Origin of the sequence: Mesorhizobium sp. ZC-5, assembly GCF_025753855.1 — a bacterium.
Taxonomy (GTDB): Bacteria; Pseudomonadota; Alphaproteobacteria; order Rhizobiales; family Rhizobiaceae; genus Neomesorhizobium.
Genome location: NZ_JAOWPT010000001.1, coordinates 490,534 through 503,972 on the forward strand (window position 1 = coordinate 490,534; position 13,439 = coordinate 503,972).

11 protein-coding genes and 1 pseudogene are annotated in these 13,439 nt (G+C 61.9%); 2 read left to right on the forward strand and 10 right to left on the reverse strand.

Annotated elements, in window-relative coordinates:
- The 7 genes from serA to OHD58_RS02325 all read right to left on the reverse strand — a co-directional run bounded on the left by serA (position 1) and on the right by OHD58_RS02325 (position 9,169).
- The gene (gene serA, locus OHD58_RS02295; RefSeq protein WP_263801419.1) at positions 1-1,602 is read right to left on the reverse strand and encodes a phosphoglycerate dehydrogenase; all 1,602 of its coding nucleotides are present in this window, start codon (positions 1,600-1,602) and stop codon (positions 1-3) included.
- A gap of 63 nt (positions 1,603-1,665) precedes the next feature.
- On the reverse strand, positions 1,666-2,841 hold the full coding sequence (locus OHD58_RS02300; RefSeq protein ID WP_263801420.1) for a phosphoserine transaminase: 1,176 nt from the start codon (positions 2,839-2,841) through the stop codon (positions 1,666-1,668).
- 194 nt (positions 2,842-3,035) lie between these two features.
- On the reverse strand, positions 3,036-3,893 hold the full coding sequence (locus OHD58_RS02305) for an outer membrane protein (protein WP_263801421.1): 858 nt from the start codon (positions 3,891-3,893) through the stop codon (positions 3,036-3,038).
- Between the two features lie 203 nt (positions 3,894-4,096).
- Positions 4,097-4,927: an outer membrane protein gene (locus tag OHD58_RS02310; RefSeq protein WP_263801422.1), complete on the reverse strand. Its 831-nt coding sequence runs from the start codon at positions 4,925-4,927 to the stop codon at positions 4,097-4,099.
- 209 nt (positions 4,928-5,136) lie between these two features.
- Complete coding sequence (glmM, locus tag OHD58_RS02315; protein WP_263801423.1) at positions 5,137-6,492, reverse strand: phosphoglucosamine mutase; 1,356 nt, start codon at positions 6,490-6,492, stop codon at positions 5,137-5,139.
- A 180-nt stretch (positions 6,493-6,672) separates the two neighbouring features.
- The gene (locus OHD58_RS02320) at positions 6,673-7,683 is read right to left on the reverse strand and encodes an SO2930 family diheme c-type cytochrome (RefSeq protein ID WP_263801424.1); all 1,011 of its coding nucleotides are present in this window, start codon (positions 7,681-7,683) and stop codon (positions 6,673-6,675) included.
- 247 nt (positions 7,684-7,930) lie between these two features.
- Positions 7,931-9,169, reverse strand: coding sequence for a parallel beta-helix domain-containing protein (locus OHD58_RS02325; protein WP_263801425.1), 1,239 nt, complete (start codon positions 9,167-9,169; stop codon positions 7,931-7,933).
- A 61-nt stretch (positions 9,170-9,230) separates the two neighbouring features.
- Here OHD58_RS02325 and OHD58_RS02330 point away from each other — a divergent pair, with 61 nt between their 5' ends.
- Positions 9,231-9,908, forward strand: a complete 678-nt coding sequence (locus OHD58_RS02330) for a TetR/AcrR family transcriptional regulator (RefSeq protein WP_263801426.1) — start codon at positions 9,231-9,233, stop codon at positions 9,906-9,908.
- On the opposite strand, the gene OHD58_RS02335 is transcribed toward OHD58_RS02330, so the two are convergent.
- Positions 9,865-10,758 (reverse strand): NAD(P)-dependent oxidoreductase, encoded by an 894-nt coding sequence (locus OHD58_RS02335; protein ID WP_263801427.1) that lies wholly within the window; start codon positions 10,756-10,758, stop codon positions 9,865-9,867. The two genes, OHD58_RS02330 and OHD58_RS02335, sit on opposite strands and share 44 nt — an antisense overlap.
- Before the next feature lie 232 nt (positions 10,759-10,990).
- A pseudogene (locus tag OHD58_RS30560) lies at positions 10,991-11,756 on the reverse strand (SDR family oxidoreductase).
- On the opposite strand from OHD58_RS30560, the gene OHD58_RS30565 reads away from it, so the two are divergent.
- On the forward strand, positions 11,709-12,377 hold the full coding sequence (locus tag OHD58_RS30565; RefSeq protein WP_318528226.1) for a helix-turn-helix domain-containing protein: 669 nt from the start codon (positions 11,709-11,711) through the stop codon (positions 12,375-12,377). The pseudogene OHD58_RS30560 and the gene OHD58_RS30565 overlap by 48 nt on opposite strands.
- 49 nt (positions 12,378-12,426) lie before the next feature.
- Here the strand turns inward: OHD58_RS30565 and OHD58_RS02355 are convergent, their stop codons facing one another.
- Positions 12,427-13,419 carry a hypothetical protein gene (locus OHD58_RS02355; RefSeq protein ID WP_263801429.1) on the reverse strand — a complete coding sequence of 331 codons (993 nt, stop codon included), beginning with the start codon at positions 13,417-13,419 and terminating at the stop codon, positions 12,427-12,429.
- Positions 13,420-13,439: the final 20 nt, after the last annotated feature.

Below are 13,439 nucleotides of genomic sequence, written 5' to 3' on the forward strand. Positions count from 1 at the left end.
TCACACACTTGCCACGTCGAAATGCAGCGGCTTGGCCGAGTCGATCGACTTGTGCGCCCGCACCTGGGCGAGCACGTCTTCCGGGAACGGTGCGTCGAGATAGAGCAGCGCGATCGCGTCGCCTCCCGGGCGGTTGCGGCCGAGCTGGAAGTTGGCGATGTTGACGCCGTTCTCGCCGCAGACGGTGCCCAGCAGGCCGATGATGCCCGGCGCATCGGCATTGGTGGTGTAGAGCATGTGCTGACCGACTTCGGCATCGAGGTTGATACCCTTGATCTGGATGAAGCGCGGCTTGTGGTCGGAAAAACAGGTGCCGGCGATCGACCGTGTCTGCTTCTCGGTTTTCACCGTCAGCTTGATGTAACCGTCGAAGACGCCCGACTTGTCGCGTTTCACCTCGGCGACGATGATACCGCGCTCCTTCACCATGATCGGCGCCGACACCATGTTGACATCGGATACTTGCGGCCGGATCAGGCCGGCAAGTGCCGCGCTGATCAGCGCCCGGGTGTTCATGGTCGCGGTGGCGCCATCGAACAGGATTTCGACTTCAGTGATCGGATCCTCCGTCACCTGGCCGACAAAGGCGCCCAGCACTTCCGCCAGCTTGACGAAGGGCTTCAGCTTCGGTGCTTCCTCTGCCGTGATCGACGGCATGTTGATGGCGTTGGAGACCGCGCCCTTGACCAGATAATCCGCCATCTGCTCGGCGATCTGCAGCGCGACGTTCTCCTGGGCTTCCGTCGTCGAGGCGCCCAGATGCGGGGTGGCGACGACGTTCTCCATGCCGAACAGCGGGCTTTCCGTAGCCGGCTCGGTCTCGAACACGTCAATGCCGGCGCCGGCCACCTTGCCGCTTTTCAGGGCGGCGACCAGGTCGGCCTCGACGATCAGGCCGCCCCGCGCGCAGTTGATGATGCGCACGCCGTCCTTCATCTTCGCAATGCTTTCCGCATTGATGATGTTGCGGGTCTTGTCCGTCATCGGCGTGTGCAGCGTGATGAAGTCGGCCCGGTGAAGCAGCTCGTCCAGTTCCACCTTCTCGACGCCGAGTTCTTCGGCGCGTCCCTCTGAAAGAAAAGGGTCGAACGCCACGACATGCATCTTCAGCCCGACGGCCCGCATGGCCACGATCGAGCCGATATTGCCGCAGCCGATGACGCCGAGCGTCTTGCCGGTGATCTCGACCCCCATGAAGCGGTTCTTTTCCCACTTGCCGGAATGCGTCGAGGCGTTGGCTATTGGCAGTTCGCGAGCCAGCGCGAACATCAGCGCGATGGCATGTTCGGCCGTCGTGATCGAATTGCCGAAAGGCGTGTTCATCACGATGATGCCCTTGCGCGATGCGGCCGGGATGTCGACATTGTCGACGCCGATGCCGGCGCGGCCCACCACCTTGAGGTTGGTGGCGGCGGCGATCAGTTTTTCGGTGACCTTGGTCGCCGAGCGGATGGCTAGTCCGTCGTACTGGTGGATGACCTCGAGCAGTTTGTCCTTGTCCTTGCCGAGATCTGGCAGGTAGTCGACCTCGACGCCGCGATCCTTGAAAATCTGCACGGCGGTGGGCGAAAGCTTGTCGGATACGAGAACGCGGGGCGCCATGACGGCCTCCTTGATGAAACGATGAGGAATAGGCGGCCTTGTCGGCCGCCGATTGTTCGACGATCAGGCGGCAGCCTTGAGCGCGGCCTTCTGGCTGGCGAAAGCCCAGTCCAGCCAGGGCACCAGCGCTTCGAGATCGGATGCCTCGACCGTCGCGCCGGCCCAGATGCGCAGTCCGGGCGGCGCATCGCGATAGGCGCCGATGTCATAGGCGACGCCTTCCTTGTCGAGCGCCGCCACCATGGCCTTGGCGAAGTTCGCTCGCGCATCGCCGTCCAGGGCAAGGAATTGCGGATCGACGATGGACAGGCACACCGACGTGTTGGAGCGCGTCGTGGGGTCGACCGCCAGATGACCTGCCCAGGTCGAATCGGCAACGAAACGGTCGATGACGGCGAAATTGGCATCGGCGCGGGCAATCAGCGCATCGAGCCCGCCGATCGACTTCGCCCAGCCGAGCGCGTCGAGATAATCCTCGACGGCAAGCATCGACGGCGTGTTGATGGTCTCACCCTTGAAGATGCCCTCGATCAGTTTGCCGTTCGACGTCAGCCGGAAAATCTTCGGCAGCGGCCAGGCGGGTTTGTAGCTTTCGAGGCGCTGCACCGCGCGCGGGCTGAGGATAAGCATGCCATGCGCGCCCTCGCCGCCGAGCACCTTCTGCCAGGAGAAGGTGACGACATCGAGCTTGGCGAAATCAAGCCGCTGCGCGAAAGCGGCGCTGGTGGCGTCGCAGATCGTCAGGCCCTGGCGGTCAGCCGGGATGAAATCACCATTCGGCACGCGCACGCCGGAAGTGGTGCCGTTCCAGGTGAAGACGACGTCGCGGTCGAAATCGATGGCGGAAAGATCGGGGAGTGATCCGTAGTCGGCCTCGATCTTTCGCACGTCGGCCAGCTTCAGCTGCTTGACCACATCGGTCACCCAGCCGGCGCCGAAACTTTCCCAGGCGACCATGTCGACGCCGCGTTCGCCGAGCAGCGACCACAGCGCCATCTCGACCGCGCCGGTGTCGGACGCCGGCACGATGCCGATCCGGTAGTCGGCGGGAACTTGGAGAATTTCGCGCGTGAGGTCTATCGCCCGCTCGAGCTTGGACTTGCCGATCTTGGCGCGGTGCGAACGGCCGAGCGCCGCGTCGGCGAGCGCTTCGAGCGACCAGCCGGGACGTTTTGCGCAGGGACCAGAGGAAAAATTAGGGTTTGCCGGACGGAGTCCGGGCTTGGCGACAGTCGTCATCGTGGTTCTATCCTTCCAGATAGCTAGCTCCTCGTTGGGGAGGAGTGGCCCACGGACGGCGTTAAGCGCTTGCCGAAGCGGCGTCAAGAGAAATGTCTTTGTCGCGGATGGGATACTTTGGATGAGATACTCTTCCCCGCGAAACAAAAAAGGCGGGTACGAGACCCGCCTTCCTGGTTTTGCGAGACCTCCGGTTACCAGAGATCGTAGCGCAGCCCGACCTTGACCTGATGGTAGTCGATGCCCTTGTGGAGCGTCGGGCCTGCCATGTCCATCGAGACGTATTTTGCGTCAGGAACGGCAAAGTACTGGTAGCCGAAATCGACCGACGCATTCTTGCTGACGCGATAGGCAAAGCCGGCACCGAGTGAATAAGCGAAGTTGTACTGCCGTTCGGACTGGACGGCGCCCTCATAGGCCGAAGGATCGTCGCACTCGAAGATCGTTGTGGTGTTCCCCGCCGAGGCCGACTGATCGATGCAGTTACGGTCGCCCACCGAGGACCGGAAGGTGGTGTAGGCCACGCCCACGCCGCCGCCCACATAGGGCGTGAAGCCGGAATAGGTGCCGAGGTCGACATATGCGTTCGCCATCAGATTGTAGGCTTTGTTGCTGCCATTGTCGGAGCCCTCGCAATCGCGCGAGCGCCGACCGGATGCGACCGTGGTGGAGCCATCCGGGTTCGTCACCGTCACCGTCTGGGTGCCCTCGCAGCTGCTCATGAAGTCGTTGGAGAATTTGCTCGTCGGCAGGATGCCGAAATTCAGTTCGCCGCGAAAATAATCGTTGAAGTGATAGCCCATGCCGACGCTTCCGGAGATCGGGCTCTCGCTCGAGGAGAAGCCGTCCGGTTGTTCGAAATAATCGTAGGGCTTGTTGACGCTGTAGCCGACATCGCCGCGCAGATACCATCCGGAGCCGACCTCGACCGGCACGAATTCCGGAGCTTCATCCACCACGATCGGCGGATCATAGTCCGCCGCATGCACCGACGCCGTTGCCAGAAGCGCTGCTGCCAATGCCGGCAGAAGCAAACGTGAATGCAGATTCATAACCGAAACTCCCGCCGATTTGGCTGACCGGCATCCACCCGGCTAGCCCCCGTTTCGAGAGTATTGTTAACCATAGTGGTTAAGTCGCGGTTAAGGCTAACAGAGAGTTATCGTCGCATTGTGCGAATGAATGACTGCGAGATCAGCATAAAACAAAACCGCCCGGCGAGCCGGGCGGTTTTGTCAGAAACCTGGTCGTCTTGTTATTTGTAGACGGGCTCCACCGGCGGGGGCTCGTAGGCCACGACGGGCTCGGCGCAGTTCGGGTTGGCGCCACCGAACGAGTAACGCAGACCGGCGCGAACCTCGTGTACATCGAAGCCGCCGTCGAACCCTGGACCGGCGACCGGGGCGTATTCGAACATGCGGCCCTTGCTGATATTGGTGTAACGATAACCGCCATCGAGCTGCAGATTGCTGGTCAGGCAGTAGGACGCACCGGCCATCAGCGCCCAGGCGAAACGCCAGTTATCGGCACCCTCGTGTTCGGTGGTGATGCCGTCGACGGTGTTTCTGAGCGTATCCCATTTGACATGCGCGCCGCCGATACCGGCGCCTACATAGGGCGTAAAGCCGCTATACGTACCGAGATCCACATAGGCATTGGCCAGAAGCACGAATGCCGAATAGGAAGAGCTGTCGCTGGAAACGCAAGGCAGCCCGCCGCAGGTCCCCGAGGTCTGTCCGTCGAAATCCGACTCGAACCAGTAGTCGCCGGTCAGGTCTGTGCGGAAGTATTTGGTGACCTGGTAGCCGACACCGGCGCCGATCGACATCGCGCCCCTGAGGTCGGTGGAATCGAAGGTGCCCGTTCCGGGGGGCGGACCATAGGTAATATAGTCGGCGCCACCAAGATCCGACCAATGGTAGTCGACGTCGCCGCGGATATACCAGGCGCCATACGAAGGCTCTTCGTAAGCGACGGGCGGCGGCGCCTCGACGATCGGCGGCTCCATGATGTCTGCTGCGAACGCCGGCATGGCGACGCCGGCGAGCATTGCGGCAAAAAAGGCGCGCTTGGCAAATCTGAACATATGCTTTCACCCCTGCGATTCCCGGTTTCCCCGCCGGTCCGGTGGTTTGAACTCGCGTGGATAATGAATTGCAAAGGTTAAGGGCCGCTTAACCCTATTCCTTAACCACGTTTTACCTTGGTTAAGGAAAGGTTCGGCGAGGAAATCGCGCGCGCGGGAATGAAAAAAGCCCGCCGATGGGCGGGCTCTTTTGACAACTGAAATACCGATCAGGCGGCGGTCTTCGTATGTGCGATCAGATCGACGATATCGTTCACGACCTTTTCGACCAGACCTGAATCGTCGCCCTCGGCCATGACGCGAATCAGCGGCTCGGTGCCGGACGGACGAATGACCAGCCGGCCGTTCTTGCCCAGTTGGCTGCGGGCGTCCTCGATCGCAGCCTTGATCGGCGCGCTTTCGAGCGGCTTGCCGCCGGAGAAGCGGACATTCTTGAGAAGCTGCGGCACCGGCTCGAATTTCTTGCAGATCTCGCTGACCGGCTTGTCTTCGCGCTTCACGCAAGCAAGCACCTGGAGTGCCGAGACCAGCCCGTCGCCGGTGGTCGAGAAGTCCGAAAGCACGATGTGGCCGGATTGTTCGCCGCCGACATTGAGCCCGTGCGCGCGCATGTGCTCGACGACATAGCGGTCGCCGACTTTCGTGCGGTGCAGCTGCAGGCCGACGCTGTCCAGAAAACGTTCGAGGCCGAGGTTCGACATCACGGTCGCGACGACGCCGCCACCGGCCAGCCGGCCGTTCTGGTTCCATGATTCGGCGATCAGCGCCATGATCTGGTCGCCGTCGACGAGCGTGCCGTTCTCGTCCACGATGACCATGCGGTCGGCATCGCCGTCCAGCGCGATGCCGATATCGCCACGAACTTCGAGCACCTTCTTGACCAGGCTCATCGGGTTCGTCGAGCCGCAGTCTTCGTTGATGTTGAAGCCGTTCGGCTCGTTGTGGATGGTGATCACCTCGGCGCCGAGTTCCCACAGCGCATCCGGCGCCACCTTGTAGCCGGCACCGTTTGCGCAATCGACGACGATGCGCAGCCCGGCCAGCGACATCGAGCCTTGCGGCAGCGTACGCTTGGCGAATTCGATGTAGCGGTCATAGGCGCCGTCGATGCGCTTGGCGCGTCCGAGTGCGTCCTGGTCCGCCAGCTTGACGTCGATCTCGCCGTCGAGCATGGCCTCGATACGGCCTTCGATCTCGTCCGAAAGCTTGTAGCCGTCCGGGCCGAACAGCTTGATGCCGTTGTCGTGGTAGGCGTTGTGCGACGCCGAGATCATCACGCCGATGTCGGCGCGCAGCGAACGCGCCAGCATGGCAACCGCCGGCGTCGGGATCGGGCCGAGCAGCAGCACGTCCATGCCGGCCGCGCAGAAGCCGGCAACCATTGCATTCTCGATCATGTAGCCCGACAGGCGCGTATCCTTGCCGAGGACCACGCGATGCCGATGATTGCCGCGCTGAAACGACATGCCTGCAGCCATGCCGACCTTCATCGCCACTTCGGCAGTCATCGGAAATTTGTTTGCCCGTCCCCGGATACCATCCGTTCCGAAATAACGTCCTGCCATCGTCTATCCTTTACCCCACGAGTACCCCGCCCCTTGGGTGCTTGATCTGCCACAACAGGTACCCTGAAGGACATCACTTTCTGTGAGTATTTGTTACGAATTCTTAGGAAATCGTTCCAATACCGCGCAAGAGCCTCCAATCAGGCACCCTGACGCCCTACAACCAGCAGGCAGCGGAAGCTATTCCATCTCCACGATCCACTGCCGGAGCAGGGCCGCGGCATCGGGATCGGCGATATGACGGCCGAGTTCCGGCATCATGATTCCGGGCTCCGTGCTTTCGACACGATAAAGCAGAATCGAGCCGTCGGGATCGCCCGGCTTGATGTCGAACTGGCGGTCGCCGGAGCCGCGGCCGGCAGCCACCGGGCGTTTCATCACCCCGTAGGCAACGGAAACGCTTTCACCGAAAGTCAGGAACAGGCCGGAATTGCTGGCCGGTCCTTCGCGGCGATGGCAGTGGGCACAGTTGACGTCGAGCCAGGCGCGGGCGCGATGGTCGAGAGGTGCCGACGGATCGAGCCAATCCGGAGCTTCCGGTGCGGCTTCGGGTGCCGGAGCGCCGGTCAGTATCTTCAGCGCGGTCCAGTGCGCCAGCTGGTTTTCCGTGACACCGTCATAAACGGCATCGCCGTTCAGGTTACGTGCTTTCGGTCCGAGCGGCACGATCGAGCCGTTGAAGGCATGGCAGCCCTTGCACTGATTCTTGTTGGGGACCGCATAGGTGAAAGCCAGCGGCGATCCGTCGGCCGAAATGGTTGCGATCTCCACCTTGGCGCCGGCAATTTTGAGCGTTGCGTCGGTCTGTTCGTCGTTCCACAGATAGGCCCAGGCCTGCCAGCCGGTTTCCTGGCGAAGCAGTACCCGCGTCTCGACCAGCCGCAGATTCTCTTCCAGCTTGCGGTAATCCGCCGGGAAGGCGAAAGTCTTGATGAGCGCCGCGCCGACCGGAAACTCGAAGGCCTCCGTGGCGTCGTACCGTGCGGCCTTGCCCTCAGGCAGATACGCAAAACGGAATTTCTGCGCATTGTCGGAGAACAGCGGCGTGTTGAGCCGGAACGGCACCACGCCGGTCGCCGGCTTTTGCGAGCGCGCATCGTCGAAGAAGCCGTATTCGGATAGGAGTTTTGGCGGCTTCTGGGCGAGGATCGCATCGAGCGAAGGCGCGGCTTGGATGGGGATTGTCGCCAAGAGGTACGAAAAGAGCCAGCAGATAAATGAGTAGACCGCCGTGTTTCTTCGCGCCCCCCTCTGTCCTGCCGGACATCTCCCCCACAAGGGGGGAGATTGGCAGCTTCGCTGTTTCGCCTCCCTTTGCAGCCGAGAAGGTTGGCGAGAACGGACATGAAATCCAATCTCCCCCCTTGTGGGGGAGATGTCCGGCAGGACAGAGGGGGGCAACGTAGAACGCATTTGAGCCGGCAAATCAGTTGTAAATCTACGCCCCGCTGTCCTGCGGCAGCTTAACCGGTGCCGGCTCGGGCAGGCTGCCCTTGTAGCCGGCGATGTCGGTGTCAGGCCACCAGCCCCAGGGCAGCATCAGTTGCGAGATCATCTTCAGATTGACGAATGTCGTGCCTTCGGCCTCGTCGACATAGACGCGGTTTTCGGCTGAGGTCCAGGAGAAGTATTCCGGGATCCGCGTCACCCCATCCCAGACGATATCCGGCACCGGCGTCCCCGATACATCGGAGATCGTCTTGCCCACCTCGCCGTCGGGCTCGCCGCCGCCTTCTCCATAGGTGTTGCCGTGGACGAAGACGCCGCGGGGGACGAACATGTAGTTGTCGTCGTCGTAGTCGTTGGGATAGGCGGCGATCAGCACATGCGCGGTGCCGTTGCCGTCGAGGCGGTTGTTGAAGACGTGCACGTTGCGGTTGGCCATCACCATGATGCCCATGCCTTTCGGCACGATCGCCACCATGTTGCCCTTCGGCGCAAAGTTCGGCGTGTCGTTGTCGACCACGTCATTGTCGAAGACGCGGATGTCGTGACCGCCCTGCACCGGCAGGTTCGGCAGATCGAAGATCAGGATGCCGCCGGTATTGTGGGTTGCCCGGTTCTTGTAGACGTCGGCCTTGAACGAATTCTCGATCTCGATGCCGGCGACATTGTATTCGGCGACCGAGTTGCGCACGACGATGTTCTCGCTCTGGCCGACATAGATGCCGGCATCGGCCGCGCCCTTCACCGTCACGCCATCGACCAGCACATTCTTCGACGACACGGGATAGACGCCATAGGCGCCGTTCTTGGCGTCGGGTCCGTTGGTCCACTCGACACGCAGGTTGCGGAAGGTGATCTGGTCCGAACCCTTGGACTTGACTCCGTCGCCCTTCGAATCCTCGACCGCGAAATCTTCGAGTACGACGCGGTCCGAGGTGACCAGCAGCCCCTCGCCGGATCCTGTCTGGCCCTTGAAGGAGAGCACGGTCGCATCCTGTCCGGCACCCTTCACCACCACGTCGTCGACGTCGAGCGACAGGCCCTCGGTCAGCTCGAAGCGGCCGGCGCCGATGGACACCGTATCGCCCGGCTGCGCCATGATCAGCGCTTCGACGAGCCGTTCCTCGGCCCCCACGCCGGCCTCCACTGAAATCTCCGCCGCATGAAGCGCACCGGCTGAAACACCCGCCAGCAGCGCCGGAAAAACCACCCGCGAAAGCCATGACCGCATCGAAAAATCCTCCCTCGTAATCGCTTGACGATGCCCGCCGGCTCCGTCAAAGTCAACGAAAATGAAACAGTTTCACTTTCCAAGCGACACGCGAACTGCCGATGCCATCGTGCCTCGGCAAGGCCGCGCCTTGCGCACCCGCGACAGACTGCTGGCGGCGGTGGAGGAACTGGTTGCCGCGGAAGGCGCCGAAGCCGTCACCACGACCCGGCTGGCCTCCGTGACCGGCGTTTCGGTCGGCACCATCTACCGCTACTTCGACGATCGTGACGCGCTTCTGCTTGCCGCCTACGACGCAACCGTGACTCGCATCGTCCAGACCTGTGGCGCCGGGCTCGCCGACCTCGCTCCGGGCCTTGCAGTAGCCGACGCAGCTCGGGAACTGCTGCGGCTCTATCTCGCCACCGCCGACGCCATTCCCGCGCATTCCGGCCTGCTTGCCGCCATGCGCGCCATCCGGCCGGTCGCGGCGGACCAGGGCGGCAACAACGAGGTCACCATCGTCGGCGATCTGCTGCGGCCTTTCCTGCAGAAATTCGCGGACGGAACCGCCATGGACCCCGCCCGCCTGCATTTCATGAACGTGCTAATGGGCACGCTAGTCGATCTCTACCTCGTCACCGCCGACCCGGCTGAACGCCTGCGGCTGCGGGAAGAGATCGAGGCGCACATGCTTCTGGCGCTCGACCGGGCGATCAGCCCGTCGCCTGCTCCTTCTGTGGCTCCGGCGGCCTCCTGATCATCTCCACCAGGCTGGCCTGATCGGCGTCGCCGTAACCGGCGGCGACGGCTTTTTTCATCAGCTGGAACATCGGCGCGATCAGTTCCGGGCTCACCTCCTGCTCCTCGCTGGCGGTGATAAAATTGTCGAACGCCGCCGCCTGCATCTCGAGGTTCGAGACGACATCGCTGCGGTAGTCGCCGCTGTCGATCCGCCGTGCCATGTCGGGCAGCCATGTCATGACCGCGCCGAGCCAGCCGGTCAGCATGGGGAGAAAAGTTTCCGCCGGCACCTTTTCCGAGCCGGTCAGGGCGAAGGCGTGGGTGACACCCGAGAACAGTCCGTACATGGCGGTGAGCAGCGCGATGTCGTGCAGCGGCGCCAGCCCCGCATCGCTGCCGAGATATTGCGCCGTGCCCAGTGCGGCCAGCGCCTTCTCGTGTGCCGTGAACGCCTGTTGCGAGCCACTGTAGAGGATCAGCGCTTCCGGCTGCCCGATCATCGGCGGCACCGCCATGATGCCGCCGTCGAGATAGTCGGCACCCTGTTTGGCCGTCCACTCCGCCATGGCGCGCGCCTGCGCCGGCGTGCCGTTGGTGAGGTTGACCAGCGTGCGGTCGGCAAGCGCGGTTTTGGCAGGTTCGAACGCCTCGTAAACCGTGTCGTAGACAAGCAGGCAGGCGACGACCAGCTTGCTCGCGGCGATGGCCTGCTGGACCGTTCCTGCCTCGACGGCGCCTTTCGCCGTAAGCGCGCCGGCCTTGCCGGAAGTGCGGTTCCAGACCGTCACTTTGAGGCCTTTCGCAAGGAAGGCTTCGGCCAATGCGGTGCCCATGGCGCCGAGACCGATAACGGATACGTCAGTCATTGTCTTCTCCATTCTTTTCGAACTAATCGCGGAAGTGGCTGGGAAATTACCCCCACCCCTAACCCCTCCCCTCAAGGGGGAGGGGGATATCTTGCCTACTGCTCGACAAAGATCGACGCGGTATGGCGGCTCCAGGAAAATCCCCCTCCCCCTTGAGGGGAGGGGTTAGGGGTGGGGGTAGCAAGCGGCGAGGCATCTTCCCGCCATGCGGTCCACCCACCCGTACAAAGCCTCACCCCATCGCAGGCGACAGATCCTGGCCAAGGCCGCCATCGACCTTGATGCGCTCGCCGGTGGTGAAGGTGGCGTCGAAGCCGAGGAACAGCACGGCGCGCGCCACCTCGTCCGTGGTGCCGTGGCGCTTCATCGGCGTGACCGCGTCGCCGATCTTCATGAACGCCGCGCGTTCCTCGGCCGAAGCGCCGGCGACGCCCATGGTCGGCGTGTCGATGAAGCCGGGGCTCACCACGTTCACCCGGATGCCGCGCGGCAGCAGCTCCGCCGCCAGCACCTTGCCGAAGGAACGCAGCGCGGCCTTGGTGGCGGAATACACCGCCATGCCCGGCGTGCCGGAATCCTCGGCGACCGACGAGGTGAAGACGATCGCGCCGCCCTCCTTGATGAGCGGGATCAGCCGCTGCGTGGTGAAGAAGGCGCCCTTCGTATTGATGTCGAACTGGCGGTCGAAGGACGCCTCGGTGACCTGGTCGAACGGCTCCAGCTCGGAAATGCCGGCGTTGACGTGCAGGAAAATCGATCTCGCCGAGCTTCTGCCCCACTTCCGCGCCGAGCACGGCGATATCGCTCATGTCGGCGATATCGGAACGCACCACGTGCACGCTGCCGTTGAGCTTCTGCCTGGCATCCGCGAGGTTCTTTTCGTTGCGCCCGGTGATCAGCACCTCGGCGCCGCCGGCAATCAGCGCCTGCGCTACCGCCAGCCCCATTCCATGCGTGCCGCCGACGATGACGGCTTTCCTGCCTTGAAATCTGCCCATGATTCATCCCTTCCCGGCGCGATTGCGGCCGTGATCTTCTCGTTGAAACCGCGGGGTACGCAACGGCCTGGCCGCCGGGCTTGCCCGGTCGGAGCACCCGTGCGACCCGTCTGTCGCGAGCACCAGCGTCCTGACCCAAAGCTAGGCAGGCACTTACGATTGCTCAAGTACAGACAAAAAAGTAAGGTACCCACCAATTCCTCAGAATTGGAGAGTTCCGTGGCAAAAAAACCGAAAAATCAGCCGGACAGTTGCGGGCTCGGTCCAGCACTCGCGGTGATCGGCGGCAAATGGAAGGCGCTGCTGCTCTGGCAGATCCACCAGGCGCAGCCCTGCCGCTTCGGCGAACTGAAGCGGTTGCAGCCGGAAATCAGCGAAAAGATGCTGATCCAGCACCTGCGCGAGATGGAAGCCGACGGCATCATCCACCGCGAGGTTTTTCACCAGGTGCCGCCGCGCGTCGAATATTCGGTGACGCCGGAGGGGGCCGAACTCGACCTAGCGCTGGCTCCGCTGGCGGAGTGGGGCAAGAAGCATCAGGAAAGGACAGAAGGCGCGAAGGCTGAAGCGATGCGGGCGACGACGGAGAAGGTGTCAGCGCCGAGGGTGACAGCGCCATAGGATCTGAGGTGGACAGATTTCCGCTCAGCAGACGATATCTCCTGTGACGTCACAGGAGATCTGCCAACATCCGGATATCGGTTTCGAGATACGCTCCATATCGGCTGTGAAGGCCTGCCTGGCGTGCCAGGTTAATGAACTGGTTCTCGGCGACAATAATATCGGCATAGGGCAACACAGTGCAGAAGGTCCGCATATCACGCATATCGTTAAGGGCAATCGGCCTATCTTGGGCTTCAAGCTTCAGGCTGATCTCGCGCTCAACGAGGAAGGCTGGGGTTTCGCGAACGACTGCCCGCAGCGTAGCGCCATTTTTATCACTCAGACAGGTATGAGGAAGTCCGAGCTCCGCCGCGATAGCGATTATGAGTTCCTGTTGTTCGATAGCCGTGATCGCGCTGTAAATTCGACGGCGCATCGAGAGAGCCTCCGCCTTGTGGCGCGATCGCCTGTCCTCAATCCCCCGACGCAAATCCTCGCAACCTTGCGTGAATTTTCGGATCGCCTCGACTCGAATATTCTCGGGCGTTTCGTGCAGATATTGGAGCAACGCTCTCTGAGGTTGGCTCCTCATCCACTCAACTGCTTTTGGAAACTCCGCAAATCCAAGGCGGCGATCTTCATATTCTGCAACCGATTCGAAGAAGAGATTCGACAGGAACCAGAGTGGCTCCGGTTCTGACCATTCGAGATCATAAAGCTGCGATAGGATGCGACCGATCTCAATCGTTATTTGCTTTTGGTGTCCGCGAAAAACTCGAGCTCCACTTAATGTCACTTGCGTATACGCGAGGTGGAAACGCTGCTCCGATCGATTGATCTTTTGTGTCTCAATGAGGTTGGTCGTTGTGAGCGGCAGGAGAACACGCCGCGCTTCAACCTCTGCACAAAGATGCTCCAAGACCTTCCGAAGCTCGGGATTTTCGCTCGGGGCGGTAGCCGCACGCGCCAAATCAATCCACTTGTTCTGATCTAGGTATATAATTGTCGAGATGCGCCCATCCTGTTTACGGCGAACTGAGTTAAGCGGCGGGCTAGTCATCTTCACAATTAATCATATTC

Bases quoted from the DNA above. Each gene is read 5' to 3' on its own strand.
- serA (WP_263801419.1), bottom strand. From the start codon at position 1,602: ATGGCGCCCCGCGTTCTCGTATCCGACAAGCTTTCGCCCACCGCCGTG.
- OHD58_RS02300 (WP_263801420.1), bottom strand. From the start codon at position 2,841: ATGACGACTGTCGCCAAGCCCGGACTCCGTCCGGCAAACCCTAATTTT.
- OHD58_RS02305 (WP_263801421.1), bottom strand. From the start codon at position 3,893: ATGAATCTGCATTCACGTTTGCTTCTGCCGGCATTGGCAGCAGCGCTT.
- OHD58_RS02310 (WP_263801422.1), bottom strand. From the start codon at position 4,927: ATGTTCAGATTTGCCAAGCGCGCCTTTTTTGCCGCAATGCTCGCCGGC.
- glmM (WP_263801423.1), bottom strand. From the start codon at position 6,492: ATGGCAGGACGTTATTTCGGAACGGATGGTATCCGGGGACGGGCAAAC.
- OHD58_RS02325 (WP_263801425.1), bottom strand. From the start codon at position 9,169: ATGCGGTCATGGCTTTCGCGGGTGGTTTTTCCGGCGCTGCTGGCGGGT.
- OHD58_RS02330 (WP_263801426.1), top strand. From the start codon at position 9,231: ATGAAACAGTTTCACTTTCCAAGCGACACGCGAACTGCCGATGCCATC.
- OHD58_RS02335 (WP_263801427.1), bottom strand. From the start codon at position 10,758: ATGACTGACGTATCCGTTATCGGTCTCGGCGCCATGGGCACCGCATTG.
- OHD58_RS30565 (WP_318528226.1), top strand. From the start codon at position 11,709: ATGCGTGCCGCCGACGATGACGGCTTTCCTGCCTTGAAATCTGCCCAT.
- OHD58_RS02355 (WP_263801429.1), bottom strand. From the start codon at position 13,419: ATGACTAGCCCGCCGCTTAACTCAGTTCGCCGTAAACAGGATGGGCGC.